This window comes from Micromonospora sp. B006 (assembly GCF_003408515.1).
Lineage (GTDB): Bacteria > Actinomycetota > Actinomycetes > Mycobacteriales > Micromonosporaceae > Micromonospora > Micromonospora echinospora_A.
In genome coordinates this window covers 4,093,624-4,118,300 of sequence record NZ_CP030865.1, presented here as the reverse complement: position 1 = coordinate 4,118,300, position 24,677 = coordinate 4,093,624, and the positions used below count along the sequence as shown (strand labels likewise).

23 protein-coding genes are annotated in these 24,677 nt (G+C 73.6%); 15 read left to right on the top strand and 8 right to left on the bottom strand.

What is annotated here, in order from left to right:
- Positions 1–69 precede the first annotated feature (69 nt).
- Positions 70–1,002 carry a phosphotransferase family protein gene (locus MicB006_RS18305; RefSeq protein WP_116507737.1) on the bottom strand — a complete coding sequence of 311 codons (933 nt, stop codon included), beginning with the start codon at positions 1,000–1,002 and terminating at the stop codon, positions 70–72.
- Positions 1,003–1,043: 41 nt separating this feature from the next.
- Positions 1,044–1,619 carry a dihydrofolate reductase family protein gene (locus MicB006_RS18300; RefSeq protein WP_116507735.1) on the bottom strand — a complete coding sequence of 192 codons (576 nt, stop codon included), beginning with the start codon at positions 1,617–1,619 and terminating at the stop codon, positions 1,044–1,046.
- A 92-nt stretch (positions 1,620–1,711) separates the two neighbouring features.
- Between MicB006_RS18300 and MicB006_RS18295 the strand changes: the two genes are divergently transcribed.
- On the top strand, positions 1,712–2,290 hold the full coding sequence (locus tag MicB006_RS18295; protein ID WP_116507733.1) for a TetR/AcrR family transcriptional regulator: 579 nt from the start codon (positions 1,712–1,714) through the stop codon (positions 2,288–2,290).
- Between the two features lie 83 nt (positions 2,291–2,373).
- Complete coding sequence (locus MicB006_RS18290) at positions 2,374–3,519, top strand: polysaccharide pyruvyl transferase family protein (protein WP_116507731.1); 1,146 nt, start codon at positions 2,374–2,376, stop codon at positions 3,517–3,519.
- 9 nt (positions 3,520–3,528) lie between these two features.
- On the opposite strand, the gene MicB006_RS18285 is transcribed toward MicB006_RS18290, so the two are convergent.
- Positions 3,529–3,735, bottom strand: a complete 207-nt coding sequence (locus tag MicB006_RS18285) for a hypothetical protein (RefSeq protein WP_073831893.1) — start codon at positions 3,733–3,735, stop codon at positions 3,529–3,531.
- An 85-nt stretch (positions 3,736–3,820) separates the two neighbouring features.
- On the opposite strand from MicB006_RS18285, the gene MicB006_RS18280 reads away from it, so the two are divergent.
- Positions 3,821–4,342, top strand: a complete 522-nt coding sequence (locus MicB006_RS18280; RefSeq protein WP_116507729.1) for a DinB family protein — start codon at positions 3,821–3,823, stop codon at positions 4,340–4,342.
- Positions 4,343–4,372: 30 nt separating this feature from the next.
- On the opposite strand, the gene MicB006_RS18275 is transcribed toward MicB006_RS18280, so the two are convergent.
- Together MicB006_RS18275 and MicB006_RS18270 are read right to left on the bottom strand one after the other, a co-directional pair.
- Positions 4,373–5,257: an IS5 family transposase gene (locus tag MicB006_RS18275; RefSeq protein WP_116507727.1), complete on the bottom strand. Its 885-nt coding sequence runs from the start codon at positions 5,255–5,257 to the stop codon at positions 4,373–4,375.
- A 57-nt stretch (positions 5,258–5,314) separates the two neighbouring features.
- Positions 5,315–6,175, bottom strand: a complete 861-nt coding sequence (locus MicB006_RS18270; RefSeq protein WP_116507725.1) for a carbohydrate kinase family protein — start codon at positions 6,173–6,175, stop codon at positions 5,315–5,317.
- 83 nt (positions 6,176–6,258) lie between these two features.
- Between MicB006_RS18270 and MicB006_RS18265 the strand changes: the two genes are divergently transcribed.
- Positions 6,259–9,501, top strand: coding sequence for a DEAD/DEAH box helicase (locus tag MicB006_RS18265; protein ID WP_116507723.1), 3,243 nt, complete (start codon positions 6,259–6,261; stop codon positions 9,499–9,501).
- Positions 9,498–10,472 (top strand): SWIM zinc finger family protein, encoded by a 975-nt coding sequence (locus MicB006_RS18260; protein WP_116507721.1) that lies wholly within the window; start codon positions 9,498–9,500, stop codon positions 10,470–10,472. Before MicB006_RS18265 ends, MicB006_RS18260 begins: the two co-directional genes overlap by 4 nt.
- Positions 10,473–10,523: 51 nt before the next feature.
- Here the strand turns inward: MicB006_RS18260 and MicB006_RS18255 are convergent, their stop codons facing one another.
- A complete protein-coding gene (locus MicB006_RS18255) occupies positions 10,524–10,781 on the bottom strand; it encodes a DUF3040 domain-containing protein (RefSeq protein WP_043329246.1) in 258 nt (85 codons plus the stop codon).
- Between the two features lie 443 nt (positions 10,782–11,224).
- Between MicB006_RS18255 and MicB006_RS18250 the strand changes: the two genes are divergently transcribed.
- From MicB006_RS18250 to MicB006_RS18230, 5 genes are read left to right on the top strand one after another with little or no spacing between them, the layout of a single operon-like run.
- Positions 11,225–13,291 (top strand): DUF1800 domain-containing protein, encoded by a 2,067-nt coding sequence (locus tag MicB006_RS18250; RefSeq protein WP_116507719.1) that lies wholly within the window; start codon positions 11,225–11,227, stop codon positions 13,289–13,291.
- A gap of 14 nt (positions 13,292–13,305) precedes the next feature.
- Positions 13,306–14,679 (top strand): DUF1501 domain-containing protein, encoded by a 1,374-nt coding sequence (locus MicB006_RS18245; protein WP_225980827.1) that lies wholly within the window; start codon positions 13,306–13,308, stop codon positions 14,677–14,679.
- Complete coding sequence (locus MicB006_RS18240; RefSeq protein ID WP_116507715.1) at positions 14,676–16,091, top strand: ferric reductase-like transmembrane domain-containing protein; 1,416 nt, start codon at positions 14,676–14,678, stop codon at positions 16,089–16,091. The genes MicB006_RS18245 and MicB006_RS18240 overlap by 4 nt, the downstream gene beginning before the upstream one ends.
- Before the next feature lie 13 nt (positions 16,092–16,104).
- The gene (locus MicB006_RS18235) at positions 16,105–16,701 is read left to right on the top strand and encodes an FMN-binding protein (RefSeq protein WP_116507713.1); all 597 of its coding nucleotides are present in this window, start codon (positions 16,105–16,107) and stop codon (positions 16,699–16,701) included.
- Between the two features lie 35 nt (positions 16,702–16,736).
- Positions 16,737–17,465 carry an FAD:protein FMN transferase gene (locus MicB006_RS18230; protein ID WP_116511575.1) on the top strand — a complete coding sequence of 243 codons (729 nt, stop codon included), beginning with the start codon at positions 16,737–16,739 and terminating at the stop codon, positions 17,463–17,465.
- A gap of 23 nt (positions 17,466–17,488) precedes the next feature.
- Here the strand turns inward: MicB006_RS18230 and MicB006_RS18225 are convergent, their stop codons facing one another.
- Together MicB006_RS18225 and MicB006_RS18220 are read right to left on the bottom strand one after the other, a co-directional pair.
- Positions 17,489–18,550, bottom strand: a complete 1,062-nt coding sequence (locus tag MicB006_RS18225; protein ID WP_116507711.1) for an IS110 family transposase — start codon at positions 18,548–18,550, stop codon at positions 17,489–17,491.
- Positions 18,551–19,065: 515 nt separating this feature from the next.
- The gene (locus MicB006_RS18220) at positions 19,066–19,737 is read right to left on the bottom strand and encodes a bifunctional DNA primase/polymerase (protein ID WP_116507710.1); all 672 of its coding nucleotides are present in this window, start codon (positions 19,735–19,737) and stop codon (positions 19,066–19,068) included.
- A 217-nt stretch (positions 19,738–19,954) separates the two neighbouring features.
- Here MicB006_RS18220 and MicB006_RS18215 point away from each other — a divergent pair, with 217 nt between their 5' ends.
- The 5 genes from MicB006_RS18215 (at position 19,955) to MicB006_RS18195 (ending at position 24,592) form a co-directional block, all read left to right on the top strand.
- Positions 19,955–21,184 (top strand): helix-turn-helix domain-containing protein, encoded by a 1,230-nt coding sequence (locus MicB006_RS18215; RefSeq protein WP_073831903.1) that lies wholly within the window; start codon positions 19,955–19,957, stop codon positions 21,182–21,184.
- Positions 21,181–21,762 carry a flavoprotein gene (locus MicB006_RS18210; RefSeq protein WP_073831904.1) on the top strand — a complete coding sequence of 194 codons (582 nt, stop codon included), beginning with the start codon at positions 21,181–21,183 and terminating at the stop codon, positions 21,760–21,762. Before MicB006_RS18215 ends, MicB006_RS18210 begins: the two co-directional genes overlap by 4 nt.
- An 88-nt stretch (positions 21,763–21,850) precedes the next feature.
- Positions 21,851–22,708 (top strand): Nif3-like dinuclear metal center hexameric protein, encoded by an 858-nt coding sequence (locus MicB006_RS18205; RefSeq protein WP_116507708.1) that lies wholly within the window; start codon positions 21,851–21,853, stop codon positions 22,706–22,708.
- Positions 22,698–23,435, top strand: a complete 738-nt coding sequence (locus MicB006_RS18200; protein ID WP_073831906.1) for a zinc ribbon domain-containing protein — start codon at positions 22,698–22,700, stop codon at positions 23,433–23,435. The genes MicB006_RS18205 and MicB006_RS18200 overlap by 11 nt, the downstream gene beginning before the upstream one ends.
- 5 nt (positions 23,436–23,440) lie before the next feature.
- Complete coding sequence (locus MicB006_RS18195; RefSeq protein WP_116507706.1) at positions 23,441–24,592, top strand: bifunctional RNase H/acid phosphatase; 1,152 nt, start codon at positions 23,441–23,443, stop codon at positions 24,590–24,592.
- Positions 24,593–24,677 lie beyond the last annotated feature (85 nt).

Here is a 24,677-nt window from a genome sequence, read left to right as displayed (position 1 = left end):
TGGTGAGCCTTGTGAGGCGCCACAACTCCAAGATCGACGGCGAAACCCGCCCGGCGGCGGGTCAGGGGGTCAGGGGGTCAGGCGGTGGGTTAGCCAGGGGAGCAGGGCCTCGCCCTGTAGGCGCTGGAACGCCCGTACCGTGGGGATGCCGGGTGGGGGTGGCTGGCGGGCGCCGTCTAGGAAGAAGCCGGTGAGGCCGGCCAGCACGCCGGTCAGGTCGGCCGGGTCGACATTCGCGGTCAGTCGCTGGGCGGCCAGCAGCGCGTCGGGGTCGTGGCCGCCGTACACCTGCACGTTGACGACGGTGAGCAGCGTGTCCAGCCAGGCCGGCCCGCGACAGGCCCACGGCCAGTCGACGACGGTGACCGATCCGTCCGGGCCGAGCAGCAGGTTGTCGGCGCGGACGTCGACGTGGCAGAGCGTGTCTCCGGCGAGCGCGGCCAGGCCCCGGTCGGCGGCGGCGCACAGTTCGGGCAGGTGGGAACGGGCCCACGGGTCGAGGTCGGCCGGCGGGTCGGCGGCGATGCGCCGCCAGCCGCCGAAGTCGTGCGCGAGGTGTTCGGCGGCGGTGGTGGTCCCGCCGGCGGCGGGCGCCGGGGTGAGCGCCGCCGCCAGGGTCTCCAGCGTGGACAGCACGGCGGTCAGCTCGCCGGTACGCCACGGGGTGGCCGGATGCCGGCCCTCCACGTCGGCGAAGACGAGCGCGATCCAGTGGCCGTCGTCGTAGTTGCCGAGCAGCCGGGGTGCGGGCGCGGCCGGCGGCAGGGCGGCGGCGATCCGGGCTTCGGCGCGGTGCAGCGTCGGGCTGCGGTCGTTCTGCGCCGGGCTCACCGCCTTGACGAAGGCCCGGCCACCACCGGCGGTACGGACCCGGTCGGCGGTGCCGGGGGAGAAGCCGCCCGGCTGCGAGTGCGCCGCCACCACCCGGTCGCCGAGGACGGCCTCGACCCCGTCGCGTACGTGCGCGGGCAGTTCGTGCCAGTGCAACCGGGTCTTCGTCACCGTTCCACGGTGCGTGCCGCCCACCGTCCGGGGCAACCGGGTTAACCGTTGCGCGTGTAGTGCAGGACGACCACGCCGGCGTCGAACGGGCGCGCCGAGGTGAGCGTGAGCCGCCGCGGATCGAAGCCGGTGTCGACGAGCTTGATGCCGCTGCCGACGACCACCGGGTTGACCTTGACCACCAGCTCGTCGATCTCGTCCAGAAGCTGGCCGGCGAGCTGCCCGCCGCCGCAGAGCCAGATGTCGCGTCCGGGCCGGGTCCTCAGCTCGCGGACGAGGGCCGCCGGGTCACCGGCGACGACCTCGACGTCCGGGTAGTCGGCCGGGGGGAGCGAGCGGCTGAAGACGTACTGCTTGAGGTGGGCGTAGGGGCTGGCCTCGCCGAGCTTCAGGCCCGGCTCGTAGCTGCCGCGGCCCATCAGCACGGTGTCGAAGCGGCCGCTGGGCGGGGACTCGATGCCGAGCTGGGCGTGGGCGAACGTGGGCAGCGTCTGGGGCCACTCGGCCACCAGGTGGGGCGCCAGGTCGGGCGTCAGCGGGAGGAAGTCGAACGACCCGTCGGGCGCGGCGATGAAGCCGTCGAGGGTGCTGGCGACGAAGTAGACGAGCTTGCGCAAACCGGCTCCGATGTCCGAGGTGATCCACGACGGCTGTCGTGGTTCGGAGATGAATGTACAACACCTGTCGTGGTCGTTGCTAGTGTGTTCGCGTGGCCAGGAACCCGGAACGCCGTACCCTGCTCGCCGACGCCGGTCTGCGGGTGCTCGCCGACGCGGGCGCGCGCGGCCTGACCCACCGGGCGGTCGACGCCGAGGCGGGCGTGCCCACCGGCACCACCTCGAACTACTTCCCGTCCCGCGCGGCGCTGCTCGCCGGCCTGGCCGAACGGATCTTCGCCCGGATCGCGCCCGACCCGGCCGTGCTCGCCGACCTCGGGCGCCGCGAGCCGTCGCTCGCGCTGATGACCGACTACCTGCGCGACATCGTCGCGCGCACCACCCGCGAGCCGGGCCTCACCCGGGCGCTGTTCGAACTGCGGCTGGAGGCCGCCCGCCGCCCCGAGTTGCGGTCCGCGCTCGGCGGCGTGCTGCGCCAGGGGTACGCCGACGACGTCGCCCACCACCTCGCCGCCGGCCTGCCGGGCGGGGCGTACGAGGTGGCGCTGCTGCACTACGCCGTCGACGGGCTCCTGCTCGACCTGCTGACCACCTCGATCGACGCCGGGTTCGACATCGATCAGGTGGTCTCCGACCTCGTCTCCCGTCTGGTCGGCGGCGCCGCCGACTGAGCGTCCTCGCCCCTCCCGGCGCACGTTAAGCCGGGGCGACCAGCGGGAACGCTGGGCCGGACGCCCCTGGGAAGGAGCAACGGATGAGGGATCGCACCGGAATGACCATCGGCGTGCTCGGGTCGTACGGCGGTCGTAACCTCGGCGACGAGGCGATCCTCACGGGTCTCCTGGACGACCTGCGCCGGCACGAGCCGAACGCCCGGATCATCGTGTTCTCCCGCAACCCGGCGCACACCGCGCTGGCCCACCCCGAGGTCGAGGCGGTGCCGTGGGAGGGCGTCAGCCGCGTCGACTCGTCCCCGGTGCTCAACCAGCTCGACCTGCTCATCCTCGGCGGCGGCGGGATCCTCTACGACAAGGAGGCCCGGCGCTACCTGCGGGTGGTCCGGGTCGCCCAGGAACGCGGGCTGCCGCTGCTCACGTACGCGGTCGGGGTCGGCCCGCTCAGCGACACGCTCGACAGCGGCATGGTGCGCGAGACGCTGGCGCAGGCCGTCGAGGTGACCGTCCGCGACCAGGAGTCGCGGATGGTGCTGGAGGAGGCGGGCCTGGTCAACCCCATCACCGTCACCGCCGACCCGGCGTTCCTGCTGGAACCGGAGGAGTTCCCCGAGCAGTGGCTGCGCGAGGAGGGCGTGCCGGCCAACTCCAGGCTGGTCGGGCTGAGCGTGCGCGAGCCGGGCCGGGCGGCCGAACGGCTCGACGTGGACGGCTACCACCGCCTGCTCGCCCAGATCGGCGACTTCCTGGTGCACCGGATCGACGCGCACGTGCTGTTCGTGCCGATGGAACGCGACGACATCCGGCACTCCCACGGCGTGTTGTCACACATGACCGCCGCCGACCGGGGCCGGATCCTGCACGGCGACTACCGCCCGGCGCAGATCCTCGGCCTGATGCGCCACTTCGACCTCGCGGTCGGCATGCGGCTGCACTTCCTGATCTTCGCGGCCATGATGGGCACCCCGTTCCTGCCGCTGCCGTACGCCGGAAAGGTCTTCGACCTGGCCCAGCGGCTCGGCGTACCGGCGCTGCGCGGCGTGGAACGCGAGGTCGAGGGCCCGCTGCTGGCCGAGGTGGACCGGCTGTGGGACGAGCGGGCGGCGCGGGCCGACGAGACCGCGCGCCGGGTGGCGGAGGTCTGCGAGCAGGCGCGGGGCACCTCGCAGGTGACCCGCGGCGTGCTGGACAGCATCCGGGCCCGGTCGCTGACCCCCGCGGTCTGAGCCGGGTCGTCAGACCGCCGGGCCGCGCCAGGAGTAGACCCAGTCCCGGCCCGGCTGCTCGCCCGACTCCAGCTCGTAGATCTGTGCCTCCGCGAGCCCCTTCGACCCGAGGTGGTGGTGGGTCAGCGGGGGCCGGCCGTTGCTGTCCAGCTCGACGGTGACGGTCTCGCCGTCGGCCGCACCGCCCACCAGGGGGATCTGCACCGTGGAAGCCATGCGCCCATCCTGCCCCGGCCGGCCCGCCCGCGCAGGGGATCACGCGGGGCAGCGAAACGGGCGCAGCGCGTACTAGGGTCCGGGAATGGCGCACCCGACGATCGATCCGACTCTCGGTCCGGTCCTCGCCCGTACGGGCGGCGAACGGGCGATCCTCGACGCGTTCCTCGACTTCCACCGCGGCACCGTGCTGCGCAAGGTACGCGGCCTGACCGACGCCGACGCCACCCGGCGTCTGGTGCCCTCACTCACCACCCTGGCCGGGCTGCTTAGGCACCTGACGGTGGTCGAGGGGAACTGGTTCCGCCGCCTGTTCGCCCCGGAGCCGGGCGACGTCTACGTCACCTCCCAGGCCGACGCCGACGCCAGTTTCACGCTGTCAGCCGGCGACACGGTCGCCTCGCTGGCCGCCGCGTACGAGGCGGCCTGTGACCGGTCCCGCGAGGTGGCCGCGCGGTTCGACCTCGACCACGTGGTGCCGCACCCGCAGCTCGGCGAGGTGTCGCTGCGCTGGGTGCTGGTGCACCTGATCGAGGAGACCGCCCGGCACGCCGGGCACGCCGACATCCTGCGTGAGCTGACCGACGGCGAGACCGGCGCGATCTGACGCCTCAGAGAGTGTTGGGTAACCCGGTGACTACTTCTGGTTGAGTTCGTCATCGAGACGTCGGGCTGCCTCGGTCTCGATCGGACCCTGCGGTTCGATGTCCTCGCCGGCGAGGCGGGCGGCCATCAGCCGGATCATGGCGACTTTGATCATCGCTTCGGCGTGCGCGGGCTTGCGTTCGTAGTCGCGGGCCAACCGTCTGCACCGTCCCAACCAGGCAAAGGTTCGTTCCACCACCCACCTGCGGGGTAGCACCTGGAAGCCTTTCACGTCGGCGTTGCGGGCCACGATCTGCAGGTCGACACCGGCGTGCGTGCGCGCCCAGGCCAGCAGCCCCGCATCGACACGGTTGACGTAACCGGCGTCGGCCCAGACCAGACCCAGTAGCGGGAACGTCTCGGTGATCCCCGCCAGGACCAGCTTGGCTCCGGCACGCTCCTGGATCGACGCGGAATGCACGACCGCCCGCAGGAGCAGCCCGCAGGTGTCGACCAGGACATGCCGCTTACGACCCCGCGTGCGTTTACCGGCGTCGTAGCCGATCGCCTCACCACCCTGATGGCTGTGCGCGGTCTGCGAGTCCAACACCGCCGCCGACGGCTGCGGATCACGCCCCTCAGCCACCCGCACCGCGTCTCGCAGCCGGTCATGCACCCGGTCCCAGGTTCCGTCGGCACTCCAGCACCGGAACCACCGGTAGGCCACGTCCCACGGCGCCAGATCGTGCGGCACGTGTCGCCACGCAGTACCGGTACGCAGCACGTACAGAATCGTGTCGATGACCAACCGGCGCGGATACCGCAACGGCCGACCACCCCGACGCGGATCCCGCACCGGCAACAACGGCTCGATCACCGCCCACTGCCCATCCGTCAACGACGAGTCGTAGGCCGGTTTACAGACACAGCGACACAGACGTGATCCTCGCTGACACCGTCAGCAAAGATCACGTCCAGGTATCACAACACTCTCTCAGGCGCGGGGGAGCAGCCCGTCCGGGTACTCCATCCCGTCGTGCGCGCAGGCCGCGGCGGCCACCCGGGCGGCGTACCGGGCCGCGTCGAGCACGTCCGCGCCGCGCAGCCGGGCGGCGATCACCCCGGCGGCGAACGCGTCCCCGGCGCCGTTGGTGTCCACCACCGGGCCCGGCGCGGTGGAGGCGGGCACGTGGGCCGGCGGGGCGTCCGGGGTGTGCAGCGTCGCGCCGGCCGCGCCGCCGGTGACCAGCACCGTGCGCGGCGCCAGCCGGGCCGCCTCCGCCCCGGCCCGCTCGCCGAGCCGCGTGTCGCTGACGAAGACCAGGTCCGCGATCCGGGCGAACGGGCGGTGGTAGTCGTTCTCGCCGTCCCAGTCGTGCAGGTCGGTGGAGACCGACGTGGCGGCGCGCAGCACCGACAGCGAGTCCCGGGCCCAGTCCATGATCGACAGGTGGACGTGGGCGGCGCCGGCCACGAGCGCGGCCAGTTCCGCGTCGGCGAACGGCGCCGGCCCCGACCACGGGCGCGGGTCGTGCAGCGACATCCGCCGTCCGGCCGGGTCGACCAGGTTCACCGAGCGCCGGGTGCCGGCCGGCGCGTCGGCGAGCGTGGTCCGGATCGAGGTACGCGCCAGCGCCGCCCGCACCACGTCACCGGCCGGATCGGCGCCCAGCACGTCGACGAGCGCCACCCGCAGGCCGAGCGCGTGCGCGGCAAGCGCCACCCCGGAGCCGGTGTTGCCGATCCGCATGTCGATCGGCGGCACCAGCAACGAGTCGGCGACGGGCGGTGGCAGCGCGGGCACCTGGACACGGACGTCCACGCCGAGCCCGCCGATCACGAGAAGGTCGACCATGGCGCCGACGATATCCGCGCCCCGCCGCCTATCCTGGCCCCCGGGCGTCGTCTCCGGGACCCGGCGCCGTCGAGGGGGAGTGCGTGCTGGTCATCCACGGGCTGTGGCTGCCCCGCGCCGGGCTCGCCCTGTGGGCCGAGGACAGCACGCGCCCGGCCCGCGCGCCCCGTCGGCCCGGTCGCGTCCCGCGCGAGCGCCCGCACCCCTTCGCCGCCGACCACGCCACGCTCGCCGACGTGCTCGACGCCATGCCGGGCGAGCCGATCTCCGCCCTGCTGGACCTGCCGACCCGGGCCGGCTCGCCGCTGGACTCGCCGGAGCTGGTCCGGGCCACCGTCGGGGAACCGGTCCGCGGCCCGGTCACCCGCGCCGGATGGCGGGTCCCGGCCCTGGGGTACGCCCCGGACGCCGCGTACGAGCTGCTGCGCGCGCCGATGCCGGGCCCGGTCGGGGCGAGCCTGCGCCACCTGTGCGAGCTGGCCGACTTCGCCGCCGACCTGGCGGCACGCGGCCGGCTGCTGCCCGGCGTGCTCGACGCGTACCCCGGTGGTGTGCCCGACGGCGGACCGGCCGCGACCGGCCGGCGGACCTCGGCGCGGCGGCCACCGGCGGCCTCGGGCGTGGTGGATCCGGGCGCGAGGCCCGGGCGGCGGTTGCGGGCCGTCGCGGCGGACGACGTGGTGACGGCGTTGGCGCTCTGGCGGCCGCTGCTCACCGGCACCGACGCGGGCTGGGCGCGCGACCTGGCGACGGCGTTGCCACCGGCGGCCCGTGCCGCCCGGGAGTGGCGGCCCGAGCCCTGGGATGCGCCGGTGGCGGCGGCGCCGGTCGGTGCGGGCGGTCCGGCGGACGACGCGTGGGCCGGGCGGGCCGACGACATCGGGGCCGGTGAGCTGGTCGCCGAGGCGCTGGACGCGCTCGTCGACGCCGCCGCCCGGGTGGCGCTGGCCGACACCCGGCTGCACCGGGGGATGCGCCCGGTCGGCGCGGTGCCGCGCTGGCTGGCCGCGCTGACCGGCCCGGAGCGGGCGTTCCCCGCGGAGCCGGACGCGCTGGCGACGCTGCGCGACGAACTGGACGCCTGGCAGCGCGACGCCGCGGGCGGCGCGGTACGGGCCACGTTCCGCCTGGTCGAGCCGGACGTCGACCCGGTCGCCGAGCTGATCGAGGACGCCGTCTGGCGGGTCGAGTTCGGCCTGCACCCGGCCGACGAGCCGGGGCTCGTGGTGGACGCCGCGCACATCTGGCAGCGGCCCGCGCCCGCGCTCACCGCCCGGGGCGTCGAGCCGCAGGAGACGCTCCTGGCCGAGCTGGGCCGCGCCAGCCGGCTCTGGCCCGAGGTGGACGCCGCGTTGCGTACCGCCGCGCCGGAGGGGATGGAACTGGACGCCGAGGGCGCGCACCGGTTCCTGCGCGAGGGCGCGCCGGTGCTGCACGCGGCCGGGTTCGGGGTGCTGCTGCCGTCGTGGTGGCGGCGCTCCTCGTCCCGGCTCGGCGCGCGGCTGCGGGCGCGCAGCCGCAGCGCGCCCGGTGCGGTCGCCACCACCGACGGCAAGCTGGGGCTGGACGCGCTCGTCGACTACCGCTGGGAGCTGGCGCTCGGCGACCAGCCGCTGACCGCCGAGGAACTCGCGACGCTCGCCGACCTGAAGTCCCCACTTGTCCGGCTGCGCGGCCGGTGGGTCGAGCTGGACCCGCAGCGGCTGGAGGCCGGGCTGAAGCTGCTGCGCTCCTCCGGCGAGCTGAGCGTGGCCGACCTGCTGCGGATGGGACTGTCCGGTGACGACCGGGCCGGTGAGCTGCCGGTGCTGGACGTGGTCGCCGACGGCGCGCTCGGCGAACTGCTCGCCGGTGAGGCGGAACGGCGGCTCACCCCGGCCGACCCGCCGCCGGGGTTCACCGGGACGCTGCGGCCGTACCAGCGGCGCGGACTGGCCTGGCTGGCGTTCCTCCAGTCGCTCGGGCTCGGCGGCATCCTTGCCGACGACATGGGCCTGGGCAAGACCGTGCAACTGCTCGCGCTGCTCGCCGGTGACCCGCCGGAGGCCGGGCCCACGCTGCTGGTCTGCCCGATGTCGCTCGTCGGCAACTGGCAGCGGGAGGCGGCAAAGTTCGCCCCCGGGCTGCGGGTGCACGTGCACCACGGCGCCGAGCGCGCCCGGGGCGAGGGCTTCGCCACCGCCGTGGGGGAGGCAGACCTGGTGCTCACCACGTACTCGGTGGCGGCCCGGGACGCGTTCGAGCTGGCCGGCGTCGACTGGCACCGGGTGGTGGTGGACGAGGCGCAGGCGATCAAGAACGCCGCCACCCGGCAGGCCGAGGCGGTCCGGTCACTGCCCGCGCGGCACCGGGTCGCGGTCACCGGTACGCCGGTGGAGAACCGGCTCGCCGACCTCTGGTCCATCATGCAGTTCGCGAATCCCGGGCTGCTCGGACCGGCCGCCACGTTCCGCAAGCGCTTCGCCGAACCGATCGAGCGACACGGCGACGCCGAGGTGGCCGAGCGGCTGCGCCGGATCACCGGCCCGTTCGTGCTGCGACGCCTCAAGACCGACCCGTCGATCATCACCGACCTGCCGGAGAAGCTGGAGATGGAGGTGGTCTGCAACCTCACCGCCGAACAGGCCGCCCTCTACCGGGCCGTGGTGGACGACATGATGGCGAAGATCGAGTCCAGCGACGGCATCGAGCGGCGCGGACTGGTGCTGGCCACCATGACCCGGCTCAAGCAGGTCTGCAACCACCCCGCGCAACTGCTGCACGACGGCTCCGCGCTGGACGGCCGCTCCGGCAAGCTGGAACGCCTCGACGAGATCGTCGACGAGGTGCTCGCGGCGGAGGAGAAGGCGCTGCTGTTCACCCAGTACGCCGAATTCGGCGGCATGCTGCGCGGGCACCTGTCGGCGCGTACCGGCCGGGAGGTGCTGCTGTTGCACGGCGGCGTCGGCAAGGCCGAACGGGACGCCATGGTGACCCGGTTCCAGACGCCGCAGGGGCCGCCACTGTTCGTCCTGTCGCTGAAGGCCGGCGGCACCGGTCTCACGCTGACCGCCGCCAACCACGTCGTGCACGTGGACCGGTGGTGGAACCCGGCCGTCGAGGACCAGGCCACCGACCGGGCGTTCCGCATCGGACAGCGCCGCCACGTGCAGGTACGCAAGTTCGTCTGCGCCGGCACCGTCGAGGAGAAGGTGGCCGCGATGATCGCGGACAAACGCAGCCTCGCCCGATCCGTGGTGGGCAGCGGCGAGCAGTGGATCACCGAGCTGTCCACCGACACGCTGCGGGACCTGTTCACGCTGGAGTCCGGGGCGGTGGTCGAGTGAGCCCCGGTTTCGACGACTACGGCCCGCCCCTGCGGGTCGAGGGCGGCCTGCGGGCGCGCAGCACCAGAGGTGCGATCGGGCAGTCCTGGTGGTCCCGGCGCTTCGTGGAGGTGCTGGAGTCGTTCGCGCTCGGCTCCCGGCTCACCCGCGGCCGGGCGTACGCGCGCCGGGGGCAGGTGCTCCGGCTCGACGTGTCCCCCGGAAAGGTCACCGCCGAGGTGCAGGGCTCCCGGCCGCGCCCCTACCCGGTACGGATCGGGCTGGCCGCGTACCCGGAGAAGGTGTGGCGGCGGCTGGAGTCGGAGCTGGCCGGGCAGGCGTTCTTCAGCGCCCGGTTGCTCGCCGGTGACCTGCCGGCCGAACTGGAGGAGCTGTTCGCCGAGGCGGGCGCGCCGCTGTTCCCGGCCGAGATAGACGAGCTGGACCAGAGCTGCGGCTGCCCCGACTTCGCGGTGCCGTGCAAACACCTGGCGGCCACGTTCTACCTGCTCGCCGAGGCGTTCGACGCCGACCCGTTCCACCTGCTGCACTGGCGCGGCCGATCCCGCGCCGAACTGCTCGACCGGCTGCGTACGCTGCGCGGCCCCCGTACCACCGACGTGGCGCCGGGCCCGACCGGCACCGCTTCGGACGCGGGCGCCGGGACGCCTGCCCCGGCGGACTCCGCGCGTGAGCCGGACGCGACGGGTGCCACCGCGCCGGTGATCGGCGCGGCGCGGGCCCTGGCCGGGCTGCCGGCGATCGAGCCGGACGCGGAGCTGGACCGGTTCTGGCTGGCGCCGGTGGCGCTGCCGGACCGGCCGCCCACGCTCGCCACCGGCCCGGAGCTGCTGTTGCGCCAGCTCGGGTCACCCGGTGCCGCGATCGGCGGCCCAGGGCTGGCCGAGCGGCTGCGCCGGGCGTACCGGGAGTTCGCCAGCGGCGGAGCCGCTTCCCCCAGGGAGGCCGGCAGCGCCGAGGGCGCGCGTTAAGAAGGGGCCCTTCCTCTACCGAATGCGTTAAGAAGGGGCCCTTCCTTACACCTACAGCAGGCGGCGGCGGAAACGCCACATCACGGCGGCGTTGGCGACCAGCACCACGGCGCAGATCGCCCCGGCCAGCCGTCCGACCAGTACTGTCATCGCTGGCAGCGAGGCCCACAGCACGATCGTCAGCAGCATCATGTATCGGCCCCGGCGCCCCTTGATCCGGCTGTCCAACCGGGCGAAGAACCGAGGGTCACTTTCCCGCAGACGGCGGGTGATCTGTTCGAACCTGCGCTGATCCTCTTGGCTGAGCATGGCGGTGCCTTCCCCTCACGGCTTCAGCGGTTCGGCGGCATACCCGGATCGGAGGCCGGTCACGCGCCGCCGCTGCTGCTGTTTCGCCGGATCGGACAGGCGGAACGAGGTTCTCAGCGCAGGCTTATCCGTACCTTAAGTTTCGGTGAGGTGGTGAACGCCGTCGGCGGCGTCGCCGGGGTGTGAAACCTCGCGTTCGGTCGGTGCGCGCCCGGGTCGGCCCTGCTCCGGACGTCGCCGGATCACCCGCCGCGGTGACCGGCTCCGGCGGCGGGCATGAGCACTGTCTTAAGTGCGCTCGCGGGCGCTTCCGGCGTGCCTTGAGCGGTCGGGACGGCATGGCTACTTTCCCGTAGCAACTCTCCGGCAACCGTCGCCGCCCCTGCGCCACCCAACCCCCGGGTGGCAGGCGTGCCGGCGCTCGAAGAAAACGGGATAGGTACATGGCCGACCTGAACGTGCCACCGCGTCGACCCCGGGACGACCGCGGCTGGGACGGATACCAGCACCCCCATCCGGACGGGTACCGCGACCCGCACGCCGCGCCGTACGCCGGCGGGCACCCCGCCCCGGCGTCGGGCCCGCAGTGGGTCGGGCCGGACGGCTTCGCCCCCGCCGCCGCCGGCTATCCGCCGCAGGGCGGCTTCCCCCAGCAGGGCGGTTACGCCCAGCCCGCCGGCGGGTACGGCCCGCCGCCCGGCCCGGGACTGCCCACCCTGGACGACGACGGTGACGAGCCCCCGAACCGGGGTCGCCGCCGGGCGCTGGCCACCCTCGGTGGCGCCGCGGTGGTCGCCGGTGGCGCCGCCTTCGCGCTGTCTCCGCAGGTACGCGGACTGTTCACAGGTGACGCGTCGGCCGGTGACGCCACCGGCACGGTGACCACCGACGGCAACGCGGCCCGGCCGAGCGGCCAGCAGCCCAGCACCGTGCGGACCTACACCGAGCAGAACGAGAGCTACATGGGCTCCCGGGCGGGCGAGGCGCTCAAGCGCAACGCGCCCTCCGGCGGCCGGCTCTACGGCAGCCCGGCCGAAGCCGCCGCGGCGACCAAGGTGACCGTGAAGACGGTGCTCGCCAAGGACGCGATCCGGCACCTCGCCACCCGCACCACGTTCGGCGCGACCCCGAAGGTGCTCGCCGACATCAAGCGGCTCGGCATCGACGACTGGCTGCGCCAGCAGCTCGAACCGGAGAAGATCGCCCCGACGAAGGCGGAGCTGAAGCTGGCCGAGCTGACCTCGCTCAAGCTCAGCCCGACCCAGCTTCGCGACCAGCGCGAGCAGCTCAACGAGAAGGGCGTCGACCCGGCCCGGGAGACGGTGGACGCCACCATCGCCCGGCAGATCTGGTCGGACCGCCAGCTGTTCGAGGTGATGGTCGACTTCTGGAACGACTTCCTGCACGTCGCGGCCGACTTCGACGGCGGGGAGAACTACCGCAACGCGTTCGACCGGGACGTCATCCGCAAGCACGCGCTCGGCAGCTACCCGGAGATGCTCGTCGCCGCGAACAAGCACCCGGCGCTGCTGCTCTACCTGAACCAGGTCGACTCGCGCAAGGACGCGGTCAACGAGAACCTGGCCCGGGAGAACCTGGAGCTGTACTCCGTCGGTGTCGACGGCGGCTACACCGAGAAGGACGTACGCCAGGCCGCGCTGCTCCAGACCGGACGCGGCGTCGCCGACGGCAAGTACAAGTTCTTCGCCGAGCGGCACTACCTCGGCAAGGTGAAGATCCTCGGGTTCAGCCACGCCAACAACTCCGACGATCCGGTGGCCGCCGACAAGGTCATCGACTCGTACATCCGCTACATCGCGATGCACCCGTCGACCGCGCGGTACGTGGCGCAGAACCTCGCCACCCGGTTCGTCTCCGACACCCCGCCGAAGTCCGTGGTGGACCGGCTCGCCAAGGCGTACACCACGAACAAGGGGCAGATCCGCCCGGTGCTGGCGACGCTGTTCAGCTCCTCGGAGTTCTGGGCCGCGGTCGGCCAGAAGGTTCGCCGCCCGATGGAGTACCTGGTCGCCACGTACCGGGCGCTCGGCGTCTCGCCCGACGCGGCCCCCGGCTACTCCGGCGACCAGCGGCGGACCCCGTTCGCGCAGGGCCTGCGGCAGATCCAGGACAAGATGCGCGAACTCGGCCAGTACCCGATGGGCAAGCCCACCCCGGACGGCTACGCCGACGTCTACCTGGCCTGGACCTCGGCCGGCACGATGATCGACGGCTGGAACGAGGCGGGCGACCTGATCGCCGGCTACCGCAAGCAGTTCACCTTCGCCAAGCCGGAGAAGCTGGTGGCGAAGCCGCCGGCCACCGCCGGGGCGTACGTGGACGCGCTGGCCCAGCGGCTGGTGCACCAGAAGCTCAGCGCCAAGGAGAAGAAGCTCGTGCTCGCCGTGGCCGGGGTCGCCGAGAGCGCCAAGGTCGACGCCACCTTCAACGGGGCCATCGCCGCGGTCGCGCGGACGATCCTCGCGTCCCCCCAGCACCACCTCCGGTGAGGCATTCGATGGAGATGACCGTGAACCCGTACCCCCTGCACCCCGAATGCCCCGACCTGCGGCGGCTGGCCGACAACCCGGCCGAGGCGCTGCTGCGCGCGGAGGCGGACATCGTCGCGGCCGAGAACGCGGCCGAGGCCGACCGGTACCGCCGGCTGGAGGAGGTCGAGGAGGCCCAGCAGGACGGCCGGGGCGTCACCCGGCGTACCTTCGTCGCGGGCGCCGCGGCCACCGCTACCGCGCTGGCCACCGCCCAGTTCGTCACCACGTCGGCGTCGTTCGCCGCGACGAAGACCGGCACGCTGATCCACGTCTTCCTCTACGGCGGGCTGGACGGGTTGAGCCTGGTCGCCCCGGCTGACGAGCCGGTGCTCGCCAAGGCGCGCCCCGACCTGCTGCTCGGCAACGACTCGCTGGCGCTGGCCCGCGGCTTCAAGATGACCAGCGCGTTCGCCCCGCTGGAGAAGTGGCTCAAGGCCGGGCAGCTCGGCTTCGTGCCGGCCGCGTCCGACCCGCGGCTGTCCCGCAGCCACTTCCAGGCCGCCGACGCGTGCAACCTGGGCGGCCTGCCCGGCGAGACCGGCGGCCGGGGCTGGCTGGACAGCCTTGTCGACTCGCTCGGCAAGGGCACCGCGTTCCGCAGCGTCGGCATCGGCAGCACGCTGCCCCGCTCGCTGGTCGGCGTGAACGGCGCGATCTCCCTCAACAGCGTCGGCGACCTGCGGCTCAACGGCGCCGACAAGTACCGCGCGGCCACCGAGAAGGCGATCCGCGGCCTGTTCACCGGCATCAACCACCCGGTCGAGGAGGCGGTGCAGGAGGGCATGGGCGCGCTGGCCACCGCGCAGAAGCTCGCCGCGAAGCCGTACGCCGCCGCCGAAGGCGTCGAGTACCAGGGCGTCGGCAACTCCTTCAAGCAGCTCGCCCAGCTCATCAAGGGCGGGGCGAACGTGCGGGTGGCCACGGTCGGCATGGGTGGCTACGACACCCACGAGAACCAGGGCACCCGCGAGGGCGGCCAGCTCTGGCGGCGGCTCAACGAGTTGGCGAAGGCCATGGCCGCGTTCTTCACCGACCTGGGCGACCAGGCGGCGGACGTGACGATCATGGTGTCCAGCGAGTTCGGCCGCCGGGTCGGCTCCAACGGCGGCGGCACCGACCACGGGCACGGCGGTGTGGTCACCGTGCTGTCCGGCCGCAAGCTCGCCAGTTCGCTGCTCGGCACCTGGAACGGGCTGGACAAGCTGGACAGCGGCGACGTGCCGGAGTACAACAACATGTTCAACGTCTACGGATCGGTAGCGCAGGGCCGCTTCGGCCTGACAAACGCCGAAGTCGACAAGGTCTTCCCCCGGCAGAAGTTCACCCCGGTCAAGATCTACGCGTGACGTACCAGGAAACCCGCGCCGCCGGCCGTCGTACCGGGCACTCCGCCCCGTACGGCGGCCGTCCGGCTGCTCCCGTACCCCCGGCTCGCCCGCGCCGCGGCCCCGGCGGCCGGCGCGCGCTCGCCGCGCTCTTCTGGCTGGGTCTGGTCGCCGCGGTCCTGCCGTGGTGGCTGGACACCCCGGCCGGCTCGCTCGCCGACACCGCCGACCTGCTCACCGCGGGCGGCCGGGTCACCGGCCTGATCGCCGGCTACCTGCTGCTGGTCCAGGTGCTGATGATGAGCCGGCTCGGCGTGCTGGAACGCGCGCTCGGCGGCGAGCGGATCTCCCGGCTGCACCGGGATCTCGGCGCGACGCTGCTGGTGGCGGTGCTCACGCACATGTCGCTGCTGGTGGTCGGCTACTCCCGCCAGGAGCGCAACTCGGTGCTCGGCGAGGTCGGCGTGCTGCTGACCGACTACGAGGACATGATCACCGCGTTCGCCGCGGCCGGCGTCCTGGTCACCGTCGCGCTCACCGCGGTACGCGCCGTGCGCCGCCGCCTGCCGTACGAGCTGTGGCACCTGATGCACGCGGCCGGCTACCTGACGCTGCTGCTCGGGTACGCGCACCAGTTCAGCAACGGCGCGCAGCTGCACGAGCCCGGCCTGGTGCGTACCGGCTGGATCGCCGGATACGCGCTGGTGGTGGCCGCGCTGGTGTGGGGCCGGGTGCTCGCGCCGCTGGCGTTCAACCTGCGGCACCGGCTGCGCGTCGCCGACGTGGTGGCGGAGAGCCCGGACACCGTCTCGGTCTACCTGACCGGGCAGCGGCTCAACCAGATCGACGTGCTCGGCGGCCAGTTCTTCCGCTGGCGGTTCCTCAACCCCGGCTGCTGGTGGCAGTCACACCCGTTCTCCGTCTCCGCCGCCGCGAACGACAGGTGGCTGCGGATCACGGTGAAGGTCGTCGGCGGGTACACCGCCGAGCTGCGCGACCTGACGCCCGGCACCCGGGTCTGGGCGCAGGGCCCCTCCGGCACGTTCACCGCCGCGCACCGTACCCGGGAACGGGCCCTGCTCATCGCCGGTGGCAGCGGCATCGCCCCGCTGCGGGCCATGCTGGAGGAGTTGCCGCCCGGCGCGGCCCTGATCTACCGCGCGCGTACCCCGGCCGACGTGCTGCTGCACCAGGAGCTGGACTGGCTCGCGCAGGCCCGGCAGACCTCCGTCTGGTACGTCGTCGGCAGCCGCGACGACCCCGGCCCCCGCCAGGTGATGAACCCGGAAGGGCTGCGCCGCCTGGTGCCCGATCTGACCCGGCGCGACGTCTACCTGTGCGGCCCGGGCGGCCTGGTCGACGAGGCGGTCGCCGCGCTGCGGGCGGCCGGCGTGCCCCGCCGCCAGATCCACCTGACCGCGTTCGAGCTGTAGGAAAGGCACCACCATGCGTCGCGCGCTTCTCGCGATCACCGGACTGGCCGCCGGCACCACCGCGCTCGTGGTGCTCAAGGGCGCGCCGGGCAGCGGGCAGACCGTGCCGGACGTGCCGGTCGCCCTGGCGCCGGTCGCCCCGGGCGGCTCGGCCGCGCCTGAGCCGCCGTCGCCCACCGCCGCGGCGTCCGGCAGCGCCACGCCGTCGTCGCGCGCCTCGGCCAAGCCCACCCCGAAGCCGTCCGCCGACCGCAGCCCGGCCAGCCGGGGCAGCACCCGTACGCGCACCACGCCCGCCGCGCCCCGGACCACCACCAGCGCGCCCAAGGTCACCACCCGCACGGTGACCGGGCCGTCGGTCACCTACGAGTACGGCTCACTCCAGGTGCGGATCACGCTCAGCGGCAGCCGGATCGTCGACGCCACGGCCATCGGACTGCCGCTGGGTGGGCAGTCCGGGCAGCGCAGCGACGACGTGCAGGCCCGCTACAGCGGCACGTCGGGTGAGGTGGTGGCCCGGCAGAGCGCCAGCCTGAGCACGGTGTCCGGGGCCACCTACACCAGCACCGCGTACAAGCAGTCGTTGCAGGCCGCGCTGGACAAGGCGTGACAGTTCGCTCCGGCCTGCGCCGGGTCGAGCACATCATGGGCACGGCGATCAGCCTCGACCTGGCCGACGACCTGCCCCCGGGGGCCCTGCACGAGCTGGCCGAGGACACGTTCGGCTGGCTGCGCGAGGTGGACGCGCGGTTCAGCACGTACCGGGACGACAGCGAGGTGTGCCGGGTGGACCGGGGCGAGCTGCGGCCCGCCGACGCCTCCGCCGACCTGCGCGCCGTGCTGGCGGCCTGCGCCGACCTGTGGACCGCCACCGACGGCTACTTCGACGTGTACGCGACCGGGCGGCTCGACCCGTCCGGCTACGTCAAGGGCTGGGCGGCACAGGTCGCCTCGGACCGGCTGGTGGCCGCCGGGGCGCCGAACCACTGCGTGAACGCGGGCGGCGACGTGCGCGTACGCGGCCACGACGCGGCCGGGGAACCGTGGCGTATCGGGGTGCGGCATCCCTGGGATCCGGCGGCGACCTGTCTGGTACTGACCGGCACCGACCTGGCGGTCGCCACCTCCGGCGTGTACGAGCGCGGGCACCACGTGGTGGACCCGCGCCGGGGCGCCCCGGCGAAGGGCTTGCGCTCGGTGACGGTGGTGGGCCCGGACCTGGGCGTGGCCGACGCGTACGCGACAGCGGCGGTGGCCATGGGCGGACCCGGCCTCATCTGGCTGGACGGCCTGCCGTCCCCCTGGCAGCACGCCGTGGTCACCGAGGACGCCCACCAACACCACTCCCGCACGCTCCCCGCCCTCCCTGCCTGATCACCGGGGTGGGTGGGACGCTCCTATGGCGCGTCAAGTGGTTGGGGCGGGGCTTCGAGGCGTCGGTAGAGGTCTCGGGCGATGTAGCGCTTGAGGCAGCGTTTGATCTCGCGGTCGGTTTTGCCTTGGGCGCGGCGGCGGTCGGCGTAGGCGCGGGTGGGTTCGTCGTAGCGCAGGCGGGACAGGGTGATGGTGTGTAGGGCGCGGTTGAGTTGGCGGTCGCCTGAGCGGTTGAGGCGGTAGCGGACGGTTTTGCCGGACGAGGCGGGGATAGGGGCGACGCCGGCGAGCATGGCGAAGGCGGCGTCGTTGCGGCAGCGGCCGGGGTGGGACCAGGCGGTCAGGACGGTGGCGGCGACGATGGGTCCGACGCCGGTGAGGGTGAGCAGGTCGGGACGCCAGGACCGGACGATGGTGAGGATTGCCCTTTCGTGGCTGGTGGCCTCGGTTTCGAGGGCGCGGATGCGGCGGGCGAGGTCACGTAGCACCGTCAACGCGGTGATGATCTCGACATCGCCGCTGATCGTGGTGGTTCGCAGTCGGACGGCGGTGGTGATCATCGCGCGGGTGTTCTGTCCACGGAAGCGGGATCGGACTGTCTCCGGGGCGGTGATGATCAGGGCGTGTAGTTGCCGTTGGGCGGTGGTGGCGGCCTCGACGGCTGCGCGGCGGGCGGTCAGTCGCATCTGTAGCGCTGCCCGTTCGGGGCCGGTCTTGGGCTGCGCCAACTGGGTGCGGGCCAGAGCGTCGCGGGCGGCGCGTTCGGCATCGATCGGGTCGGACTTCGCTCCGGCCCGGCGAGTTGGTCGCTTGGGGCGGTCCAGCTCGACGACCAACTCGCCGGCGGCAGCCAGGTGGCGGTGAAGTCCCGCGCCGTAGCCGCCGGTGCCTTCCATCGCCCAGGCCCGCAATCCCGAGCGCTGCCCGGCCAGGGCCAGCAGTTGCGCGTAGCCGTCCGGATCGGCGGTGACGGTCATACGGTCCAACACGGCACCGGTGCGGGCATCGAGGACCGCGGCGGTGTGGGTGTGTTTGTGGGTGTCGACGCCGATGACGACCTCGACCAGATCTGCCAGCATGGACATGCGTTCTCTCCTCACCATGGGGACGCACGGGTCCGGTCCGGTGCGGAGATGGCAGGACTGTGATGAGACACGCCAGCCGCTAACTGGCGGTCAAGCTCCTGATCAGGCCAAACGTCTCCCGCCGGGCCGGCGCCGGCAGCAGCGGACGGACAAGTCCCGTCAAAGGCACGAAGCCAGTCAGACGAAGAGTCACACCCACTGCTGCCAGCCATCAGCTCACCACCGCTGAACCGACCCCGCCATGCTCACAGTCAGCGGAGGGGGCGGTGGAGGATGGCGGGGCGGGAGCCGGTGGGGCGGGGGCGGCCGGGGCGGACGCCCAAGGGGCGGGTGAAGGCCCACGGATGCAGACGGCGGCGGGGCCGCGCCGGCTCGGTACCGCCGGTGTGGCGGGCAGCGTCGTCCCTGGACATGGTCAAAACCCCCGCTCTGGCGCACACGCGCCCTCGCCAGGTTCAACGAGTGCGGTGCCGGGGAGGTCGCTGTCAGGCACCCGTCCGGGGCGGACGGGGAGATCAGCGGCCCCGCCGGGGGAGCGGCAGGTGGCCGGGGAACAGGTCCGCTCCGAGCGTCACGCCGGCCGCGCGTAACGCGGCGATCAGCGCGTTCTGCACCAGGTAGGAGTCGGGCAGCTGCCAGCGGGCCTGCTCCGGCGCGACCGCCCAGCGCACCGTCCCCTCCGGCAGCCGGGTCGGCGGAGCGGGGATCCACGAGCCGGGTCCGTGGCGTACCACGTGGAAGCAGTGCTCCAGTTCCGGGCGCAGCGGGTCGCCGGGGCGGACCAGGAACATCCAGCGGCCGGTGGGGGTGACCAGCGCCGGTCCGCGTACGCCGAACCCGGCGGGATGGGTGGCGACCGCGTCGAGCACCTGCCGGCCCAGGTGGGCGGCGACCTCGAGCACGTCGAACGCGTGCCCGGTGGGGAGCAGGACGCCGTGCGGGCGGCTGCGCCACCAGGTGGCCACCCGGGCCGGGTCGGTGCTGGCGGCGTGCTCCCAGTCCTCGAGCGCGGGATGGCAGCCCACTGTGGGGCAGCCGGCCCGGCCGCAGACGAAGCGGCTGTTGGCCAGGCAGGCGCCGGGGGTGACCGGCCAGCCGTGCAACGCGTACCGCACCGCGACGCGGCGCAGCCGGACCCGTTCCAGCGGGGACAGGTGAGCGACGCGCGGTCGGACATTCCTCCACATGTCTGACATCCCCTCTCGTTCCGCCAAACCGTCCACATGCCACACGTCGAAAGCCGTCACTGCCGTAACCCACACTCGTTGTGGTGACTAACGGTCGGTGCAACTTGCACGAAAACTACGAGAACTGGCTGGTCGGTGGACGCACAACCTGTGCGACCAGGGAAAGCCTGGGAGACGTGGGAGGAGCGGCCGGCGCCGTGAGGGGGAGGGAGCGGGGATGGACGAACTACCCATAGGCCGGCGGGTGGCGTACTGGCGGAGCCGGCGCAAGATGTCCCAGCAGGTCTTCGCCGACCGGCTCGGCAAGTCCAAGAGCTGGGTGGACAAGGTGGAGCGTGGCGTCCGCCGGCTGGACAAGTTCTCCGTCCTCTACGAGATCGCCGACATCCTCCAGATCGACGTGCAGTTGCTGCACGGCAAGGACCCGGAGCGGCGTGCCGACGCGCTCAACTGCATCGACCAGGTCGAGGTGGAGGAGATCCGCACCGCCCTGGAGCGGTACGACTCGATGAGCGCCTACTTCGACGCGGCGCCCTGCCCCCCGCCGCTGGCCGACATGCGCAAGGCCGTGAACCACGCCTGGCTGACCTACCAGTACGGCCGGTACGGCATGCTCACCCGCGCGCTGCCCAAGCTGCTGCGCGACGCCCAGGCGGCGGACGCCGGCTACGCCGCCGGCGACCAGGTACGCGAGGCCGCCCACCTGCTCGGTCAGGTCTACCAGATCGCCTCCTCGGTGCTGCGCAAGCTCGGCGAGTGCGACCTCGCCTGGCTGGCCGCCGACCGGTCGATGGCGGTGGCCCAGCGGGCCGACGACCCGCTGCTGGCCGGCATCGCCACCACGAGGGTCTGCAACGCGCTGGTCGCGATGGGCCGCCCCCGCCCCGCGCTGGAGCTCAACGTGCGCATCGCCGGCCGGCTCGCGCCCGGCGGCGACAACGACGTCCGGCCCGAACGTCTCTCCGTCTACGGCATGCTGCTGCTGCAGGGCGCGATGGCCGCCGCCCGGATCGGCGACTCGGCGACAGTGGACGACCTGCTCGCCGGCGCGGACGAGGCGGCGACGATGCTCGGCGGCGACCACAACTACTACTGGACCTCCTTCGGGCCGACCAACCTGGAGCTGCACCGGGCCGCCGCCGCCGTCGAGCTGGGCGACGGCGGCCGGGCGGTGGAGACGCACCTGCGGCTGTCCGAGCCCGCGTTCAACGCGCTGCTGCCGGAACGCCGCGCGCACCACCTGCTCGACCTGGCCCGGGGCTACTCCCAGATCGGCGACGTCGCCAACGCCGGGGACATGTTGCTGCGCGGTGACCGGCTCGCGCCCTCCGAGATCCGGTGCCGGCCGATAGCGCACGAATTGATGTCTGAGATTCTCCGTCGCACACGTGGTGCGCCGCCTCCGCCGATCGCGGAGTTGGCTGAGCACATGGGAGTCGGAGTATGAGCGGTCCGGAGACCGCAAGCGGGCACCGGCGGGTGCTCTATGTCATCGCCTGCGGTTCGCCGCTGGCCCGTCACGTCGGCCGGCTGGTCGACCTCGCCCAGCAGGAGGAGTGGACGGTCTGCGTGGTCACCACGCCGGACGGCGCGAAGTTCGTCGACCGGGCGGCCCTGGCCCGGCAGACCGGCCACCCGGTCCGTACGCACTACAAGAACCCGGGTGACCTGGACGTGCTGCCCCCGGCGGACGCCATGCTGGTGTGCCCGGCCACCGTCAACACGATCAACAAGTGGGCGGTCGGCATCACCGACACCCTCGCGCTCGGCCTGCTGGTCGAGGCGCAGGGGATGGGGGTGCCGATCGCTGCCGTCCCGTACACGAACGTGGCGATGGCCGGGCACCCGGCGTTCCGGGCCAGCCTCGACCGGCTGGCCGGGTGGGGCGTCCGGGTGGTCTTCGGCGACCACGTCGTACGCCTGCATCCGCCCGGCACGGGGGAGCGGCGAGCGGACGCCTTCCCCTGGGACGCCGGACTGGCCGCCCTGCGCGGCGCGGACCGGCCGGTCGCCCCGGTCGGCTGACGGTGTGAGCGTGGCTCCCGGCGCGCCGGGAGCCACGCCCGACGGCGGTCGGCGTGTACCGGCCCGGACGCCGGTAAGCTGGCCGCCCGTGAGCACAACCGTCGCCGACGTGGTGGCCGCCCTGGACCGCCGTTATCCGCCCGCCTGGGCCGAGGAGTGGGACCGGGTCGGCCTGGTGGTGGGCGAGCCCGACCACCCGGTACGCCGGATCGCCTGCGTGGTGGACGTGGTCCCGGAGACCGTGGACGAGGCCCTCGACGCCGGCGCGGACATGATCGTCGCGCATCACCCGCTGCTGCTGCGCGGCGTCTCCTCGGTGGCCGCCACCACGTACAAGGGCCGGATCGTGCACCGGTTGATCAAGGCGGACGTCGCGCTGTACGTGGCGCACACCAACGCCGACGTGGCCGATCCCGGCGTGTCCGACGCGCTCGCCGCCCGGTTCGGGCTGACCGGGCTGCGCCCGCTGCACCCGCCCCGCCCCGGCTCGCCCGCCGACGGGCCCGGCCGGGGCATCGGCCGCATCGGCGAACTGCCCGAGCCGATGACGCTGGCCGAGCTGACCCGGCTGGCCGCCGCCGTGCTCCCGGTCACCGCCTGGGGCGTTCGCGCCGCCGGGGATCCCGGGCGTATGGTTCGTACCCTCGCCGTCAGCGGCGGCTCGGGGGACGGCTTCCTCGCCGAGGCGACCGCGGCCGGGGTGGACGCGTTCCTCACCGCGGACCTGCGTCACCACCCGGCCGGGGAACACCTCGCCGCGGGCGGCCCGGCGCTGCTGGACGCCGCCCACTGGGCGACGGAGCGACCCTGGCTGGACGACCTGGCCGCCCACCTGGCCGGCGCGCTGGGCGTCGAGACCGTGGTGTCCGACCTGGACACCGACCCGTGGACCGTGCACGCCGCCGCGCCCCGGCCGGACGACAAGGAGCCCCGACGTGAAGGCTGACCCGAAGGTGCAGCGCCGCCTGCTCGACCTCCAGGCGATCGACACCGCGCTGGCGCAGCTCGCGCACCGCCGCCGCAGCCTGCCGGAGCGGGCCGAGTTGGAGGCCCTGGCGCGTGAGCTGTCCGCGCTGGAGGACGAGCGGGTCCGCGCCCAGGTGGCGGTCGACGACCTGGACCGGGACATCGCCCGGATCGAGAAGGACGTCGACCAGGTACGGGCGCGCAAGAGCAAGGACGAGGCGCGGCTGGCCTCGGGCAGCGGCCCGGCCCGCGAGCTGGAGGCCCTCCAGCACGAGCTGGTCTCGCTGAACCGCCGGCAGAGCGACCTGGAGGACGCCGAGCTGGAGCTGATGGAGCAGCGGGAGACCGCGCAGGGTGTGCTCGACGGCATCGAGAGCCGGCTCGCCGAGACCCGGGACCGCCGCGCCGCGACCGAGCAGCGCCGCGACGAGACCCTGGCCGAGATCGCCAAGGAGGAGGAGTTCAAGCGCACCGCCCGCCAGCCGCTCGCCGGTGACCTGCCCTCGGACCTGGTCGGCCTCTACGACAAGATCCGCGAGGACACCGGCATGGGCGCCGCGCTGCTCACCGGTGGCCGCTGCGGCGGCTGCCGGCTGGAGATGTCCGGCGCCGACCTGGCCCGTATCCGCAAGGCCGACCCGGACGACGTGGTCCGCTGCGAGGAGTGCCGGCGGATCATGGTCCGGACCAACGAGTCGGGACTGTAGCCGCCGTGGCGGTGCGCGCGGTCGTCATCGAGGCCGACGGCGGCTCCCGGGGCAACCCCGGCCCGGCCGGTTACGGCGCTGTGGTCCGGGACCCGGAGACCGGCGAGGTGCTGGCCGAGCGGTCGGAGTCGATCGGCACTGCCACGAACAACGTGGCCGAGTACCGGGGCCTGATCGCCGGGCTGGAGGCCGCCGCCGAGCTGGGCGCGGCCGAGGTCGAGGCGCGGATGGACTCCAAGCTGGTCGTCGAGCAGATGTGCGGCCGCTGGCAGATCAAGCACCCCGGGCTGCGCCCGCTCGCCGCCCAGGCAGCCGGGCTGGTCAGCCGGTTCACCGCCGTACGGTTCACCTGGGTGCCCCGGGAGCGCAACCGGCACGCCGACGCCCTCGCCAACGCGGCCATGGACGCCGCCGCCTCGGGTGCCGCCCCGGCGGGCGCCAGGAAGGCCGCGGCGCGGGAGGCGGCTGTCGTCCGGGCCACCGGCACCGACCCGGCCACCACGCCCGCCTCCTGGGAGCCGCGCCCGACCGAGGAGGCCACCCGGCTGATCCTGGTCCGGCACGGCGAGACCGAGCGCACCGTGCAGAAGCACTACTCCGGCCGGGGCGACGTGCCGCTGACCGACCGGGGCCGGGCCCAGGCCCGGGCCACCGCCACCCGCGTGGCCGCGCTGGCGCCGTCCGTCGCGGCAGTGGTCAGCTCACCGCTGTCCCGGTGCACGGCCACCGCCGAGGCGATCGCCGCCCAGGTCGGCAACCCGCCGGTACGCACCGACGACGACCTGATCGAATGCGACTTCGGCGTCTGGGAGGGGCACACGTTCGCCGAGGTACGCGAGCGCTGGGCGGCGGAACTGGACGCCTGGCTAGCCTCCACGAAGGTCGCGCCGCCGAAGGGCGAGTCGTTCGTGACAGTCGCCGAGCGCACCGGGCGGGCCGTCGACCGGCTGCGGTCGGCGTACCCGGGGGAGACGGTCGTGGTGGTCTCCCACGTCTCGCCGATCAAGCTGGTGCTGCGCGATGCGCTCGCGGCCGGCGACGCGTTCCTGCACCGGCTCTACCTGGACACCGCGGGCATCTCGGTGCTGGACCTGTACCCGGACGGCGGCGTGGCGGTCCGCTCGGTGAACGACACCTCGCACCTCACGGACGTCTGACGGCCGTTCGGCGCATGCCGGCGGCCGTTCGGCGCATCGACATCACCCGATCGGACGTGACCCCCGTCACAGGGTCGTAGCCTCC

Bases quoted from the DNA above. Each gene is read 5' to 3' on its own strand.
- MicB006_RS18290 (WP_116507731.1), top strand. From the start codon at position 2,374: ATGAGGGATCGCACCGGAATGACCATCGGCGTGCTCGGGTCGTACGGC.
- MicB006_RS18285 (WP_073831893.1), bottom strand. From the start codon at position 3,735: ATGGCTTCCACGGTGCAGATCCCCCTGGTGGGCGGTGCGGCCGACGGC.
- MicB006_RS18280 (WP_116507729.1), top strand. From the start codon at position 3,821: ATGGCGCACCCGACGATCGATCCGACTCTCGGTCCGGTCCTCGCCCGT.
- MicB006_RS18270 (WP_116507725.1), bottom strand. From the start codon at position 6,175: ATGGTCGACCTTCTCGTGATCGGCGGGCTCGGCGTGGACGTCCGTGTC.
- MicB006_RS18255 (WP_043329246.1), bottom strand. From the start codon at position 10,781: ATGCTCAGCCAAGAGGATCAGCGCAGGTTCGAACAGATCACCCGCCGT.
- MicB006_RS18250 (WP_116507719.1), top strand. From the start codon at position 11,225: ATGGCCGACCTGAACGTGCCACCGCGTCGACCCCGGGACGACCGCGGC.
- MicB006_RS18245 (WP_225980827.1), top strand. From the start codon at position 13,306: ATGACCGTGAACCCGTACCCCCTGCACCCCGAATGCCCCGACCTGCGG.
- MicB006_RS18235 (WP_116507713.1), top strand. From the start codon at position 16,105: ATGCGTCGCGCGCTTCTCGCGATCACCGGACTGGCCGCCGGCACCACC.
- MicB006_RS18230 (WP_116511575.1), top strand. From the start codon at position 16,737: ATGGGCACGGCGATCAGCCTCGACCTGGCCGACGACCTGCCCCCGGGG.
- MicB006_RS18225 (WP_116507711.1), bottom strand. From the start codon at position 18,550: ATGTCCATGCTGGCAGATCTGGTCGAGGTCGTCATCGGCGTCGACACC.
- MicB006_RS18220 (WP_116507710.1), bottom strand. From the start codon at position 19,737: ATGTGGAGGAATGTCCGACCGCGCGTCGCTCACCTGTCCCCGCTGGAA.
- MicB006_RS18215 (WP_073831903.1), top strand. From the start codon at position 19,955: ATGGACGAACTACCCATAGGCCGGCGGGTGGCGTACTGGCGGAGCCGG.
- MicB006_RS18210 (WP_073831904.1), top strand. From the start codon at position 21,181: ATGAGCGGTCCGGAGACCGCAAGCGGGCACCGGCGGGTGCTCTATGTC.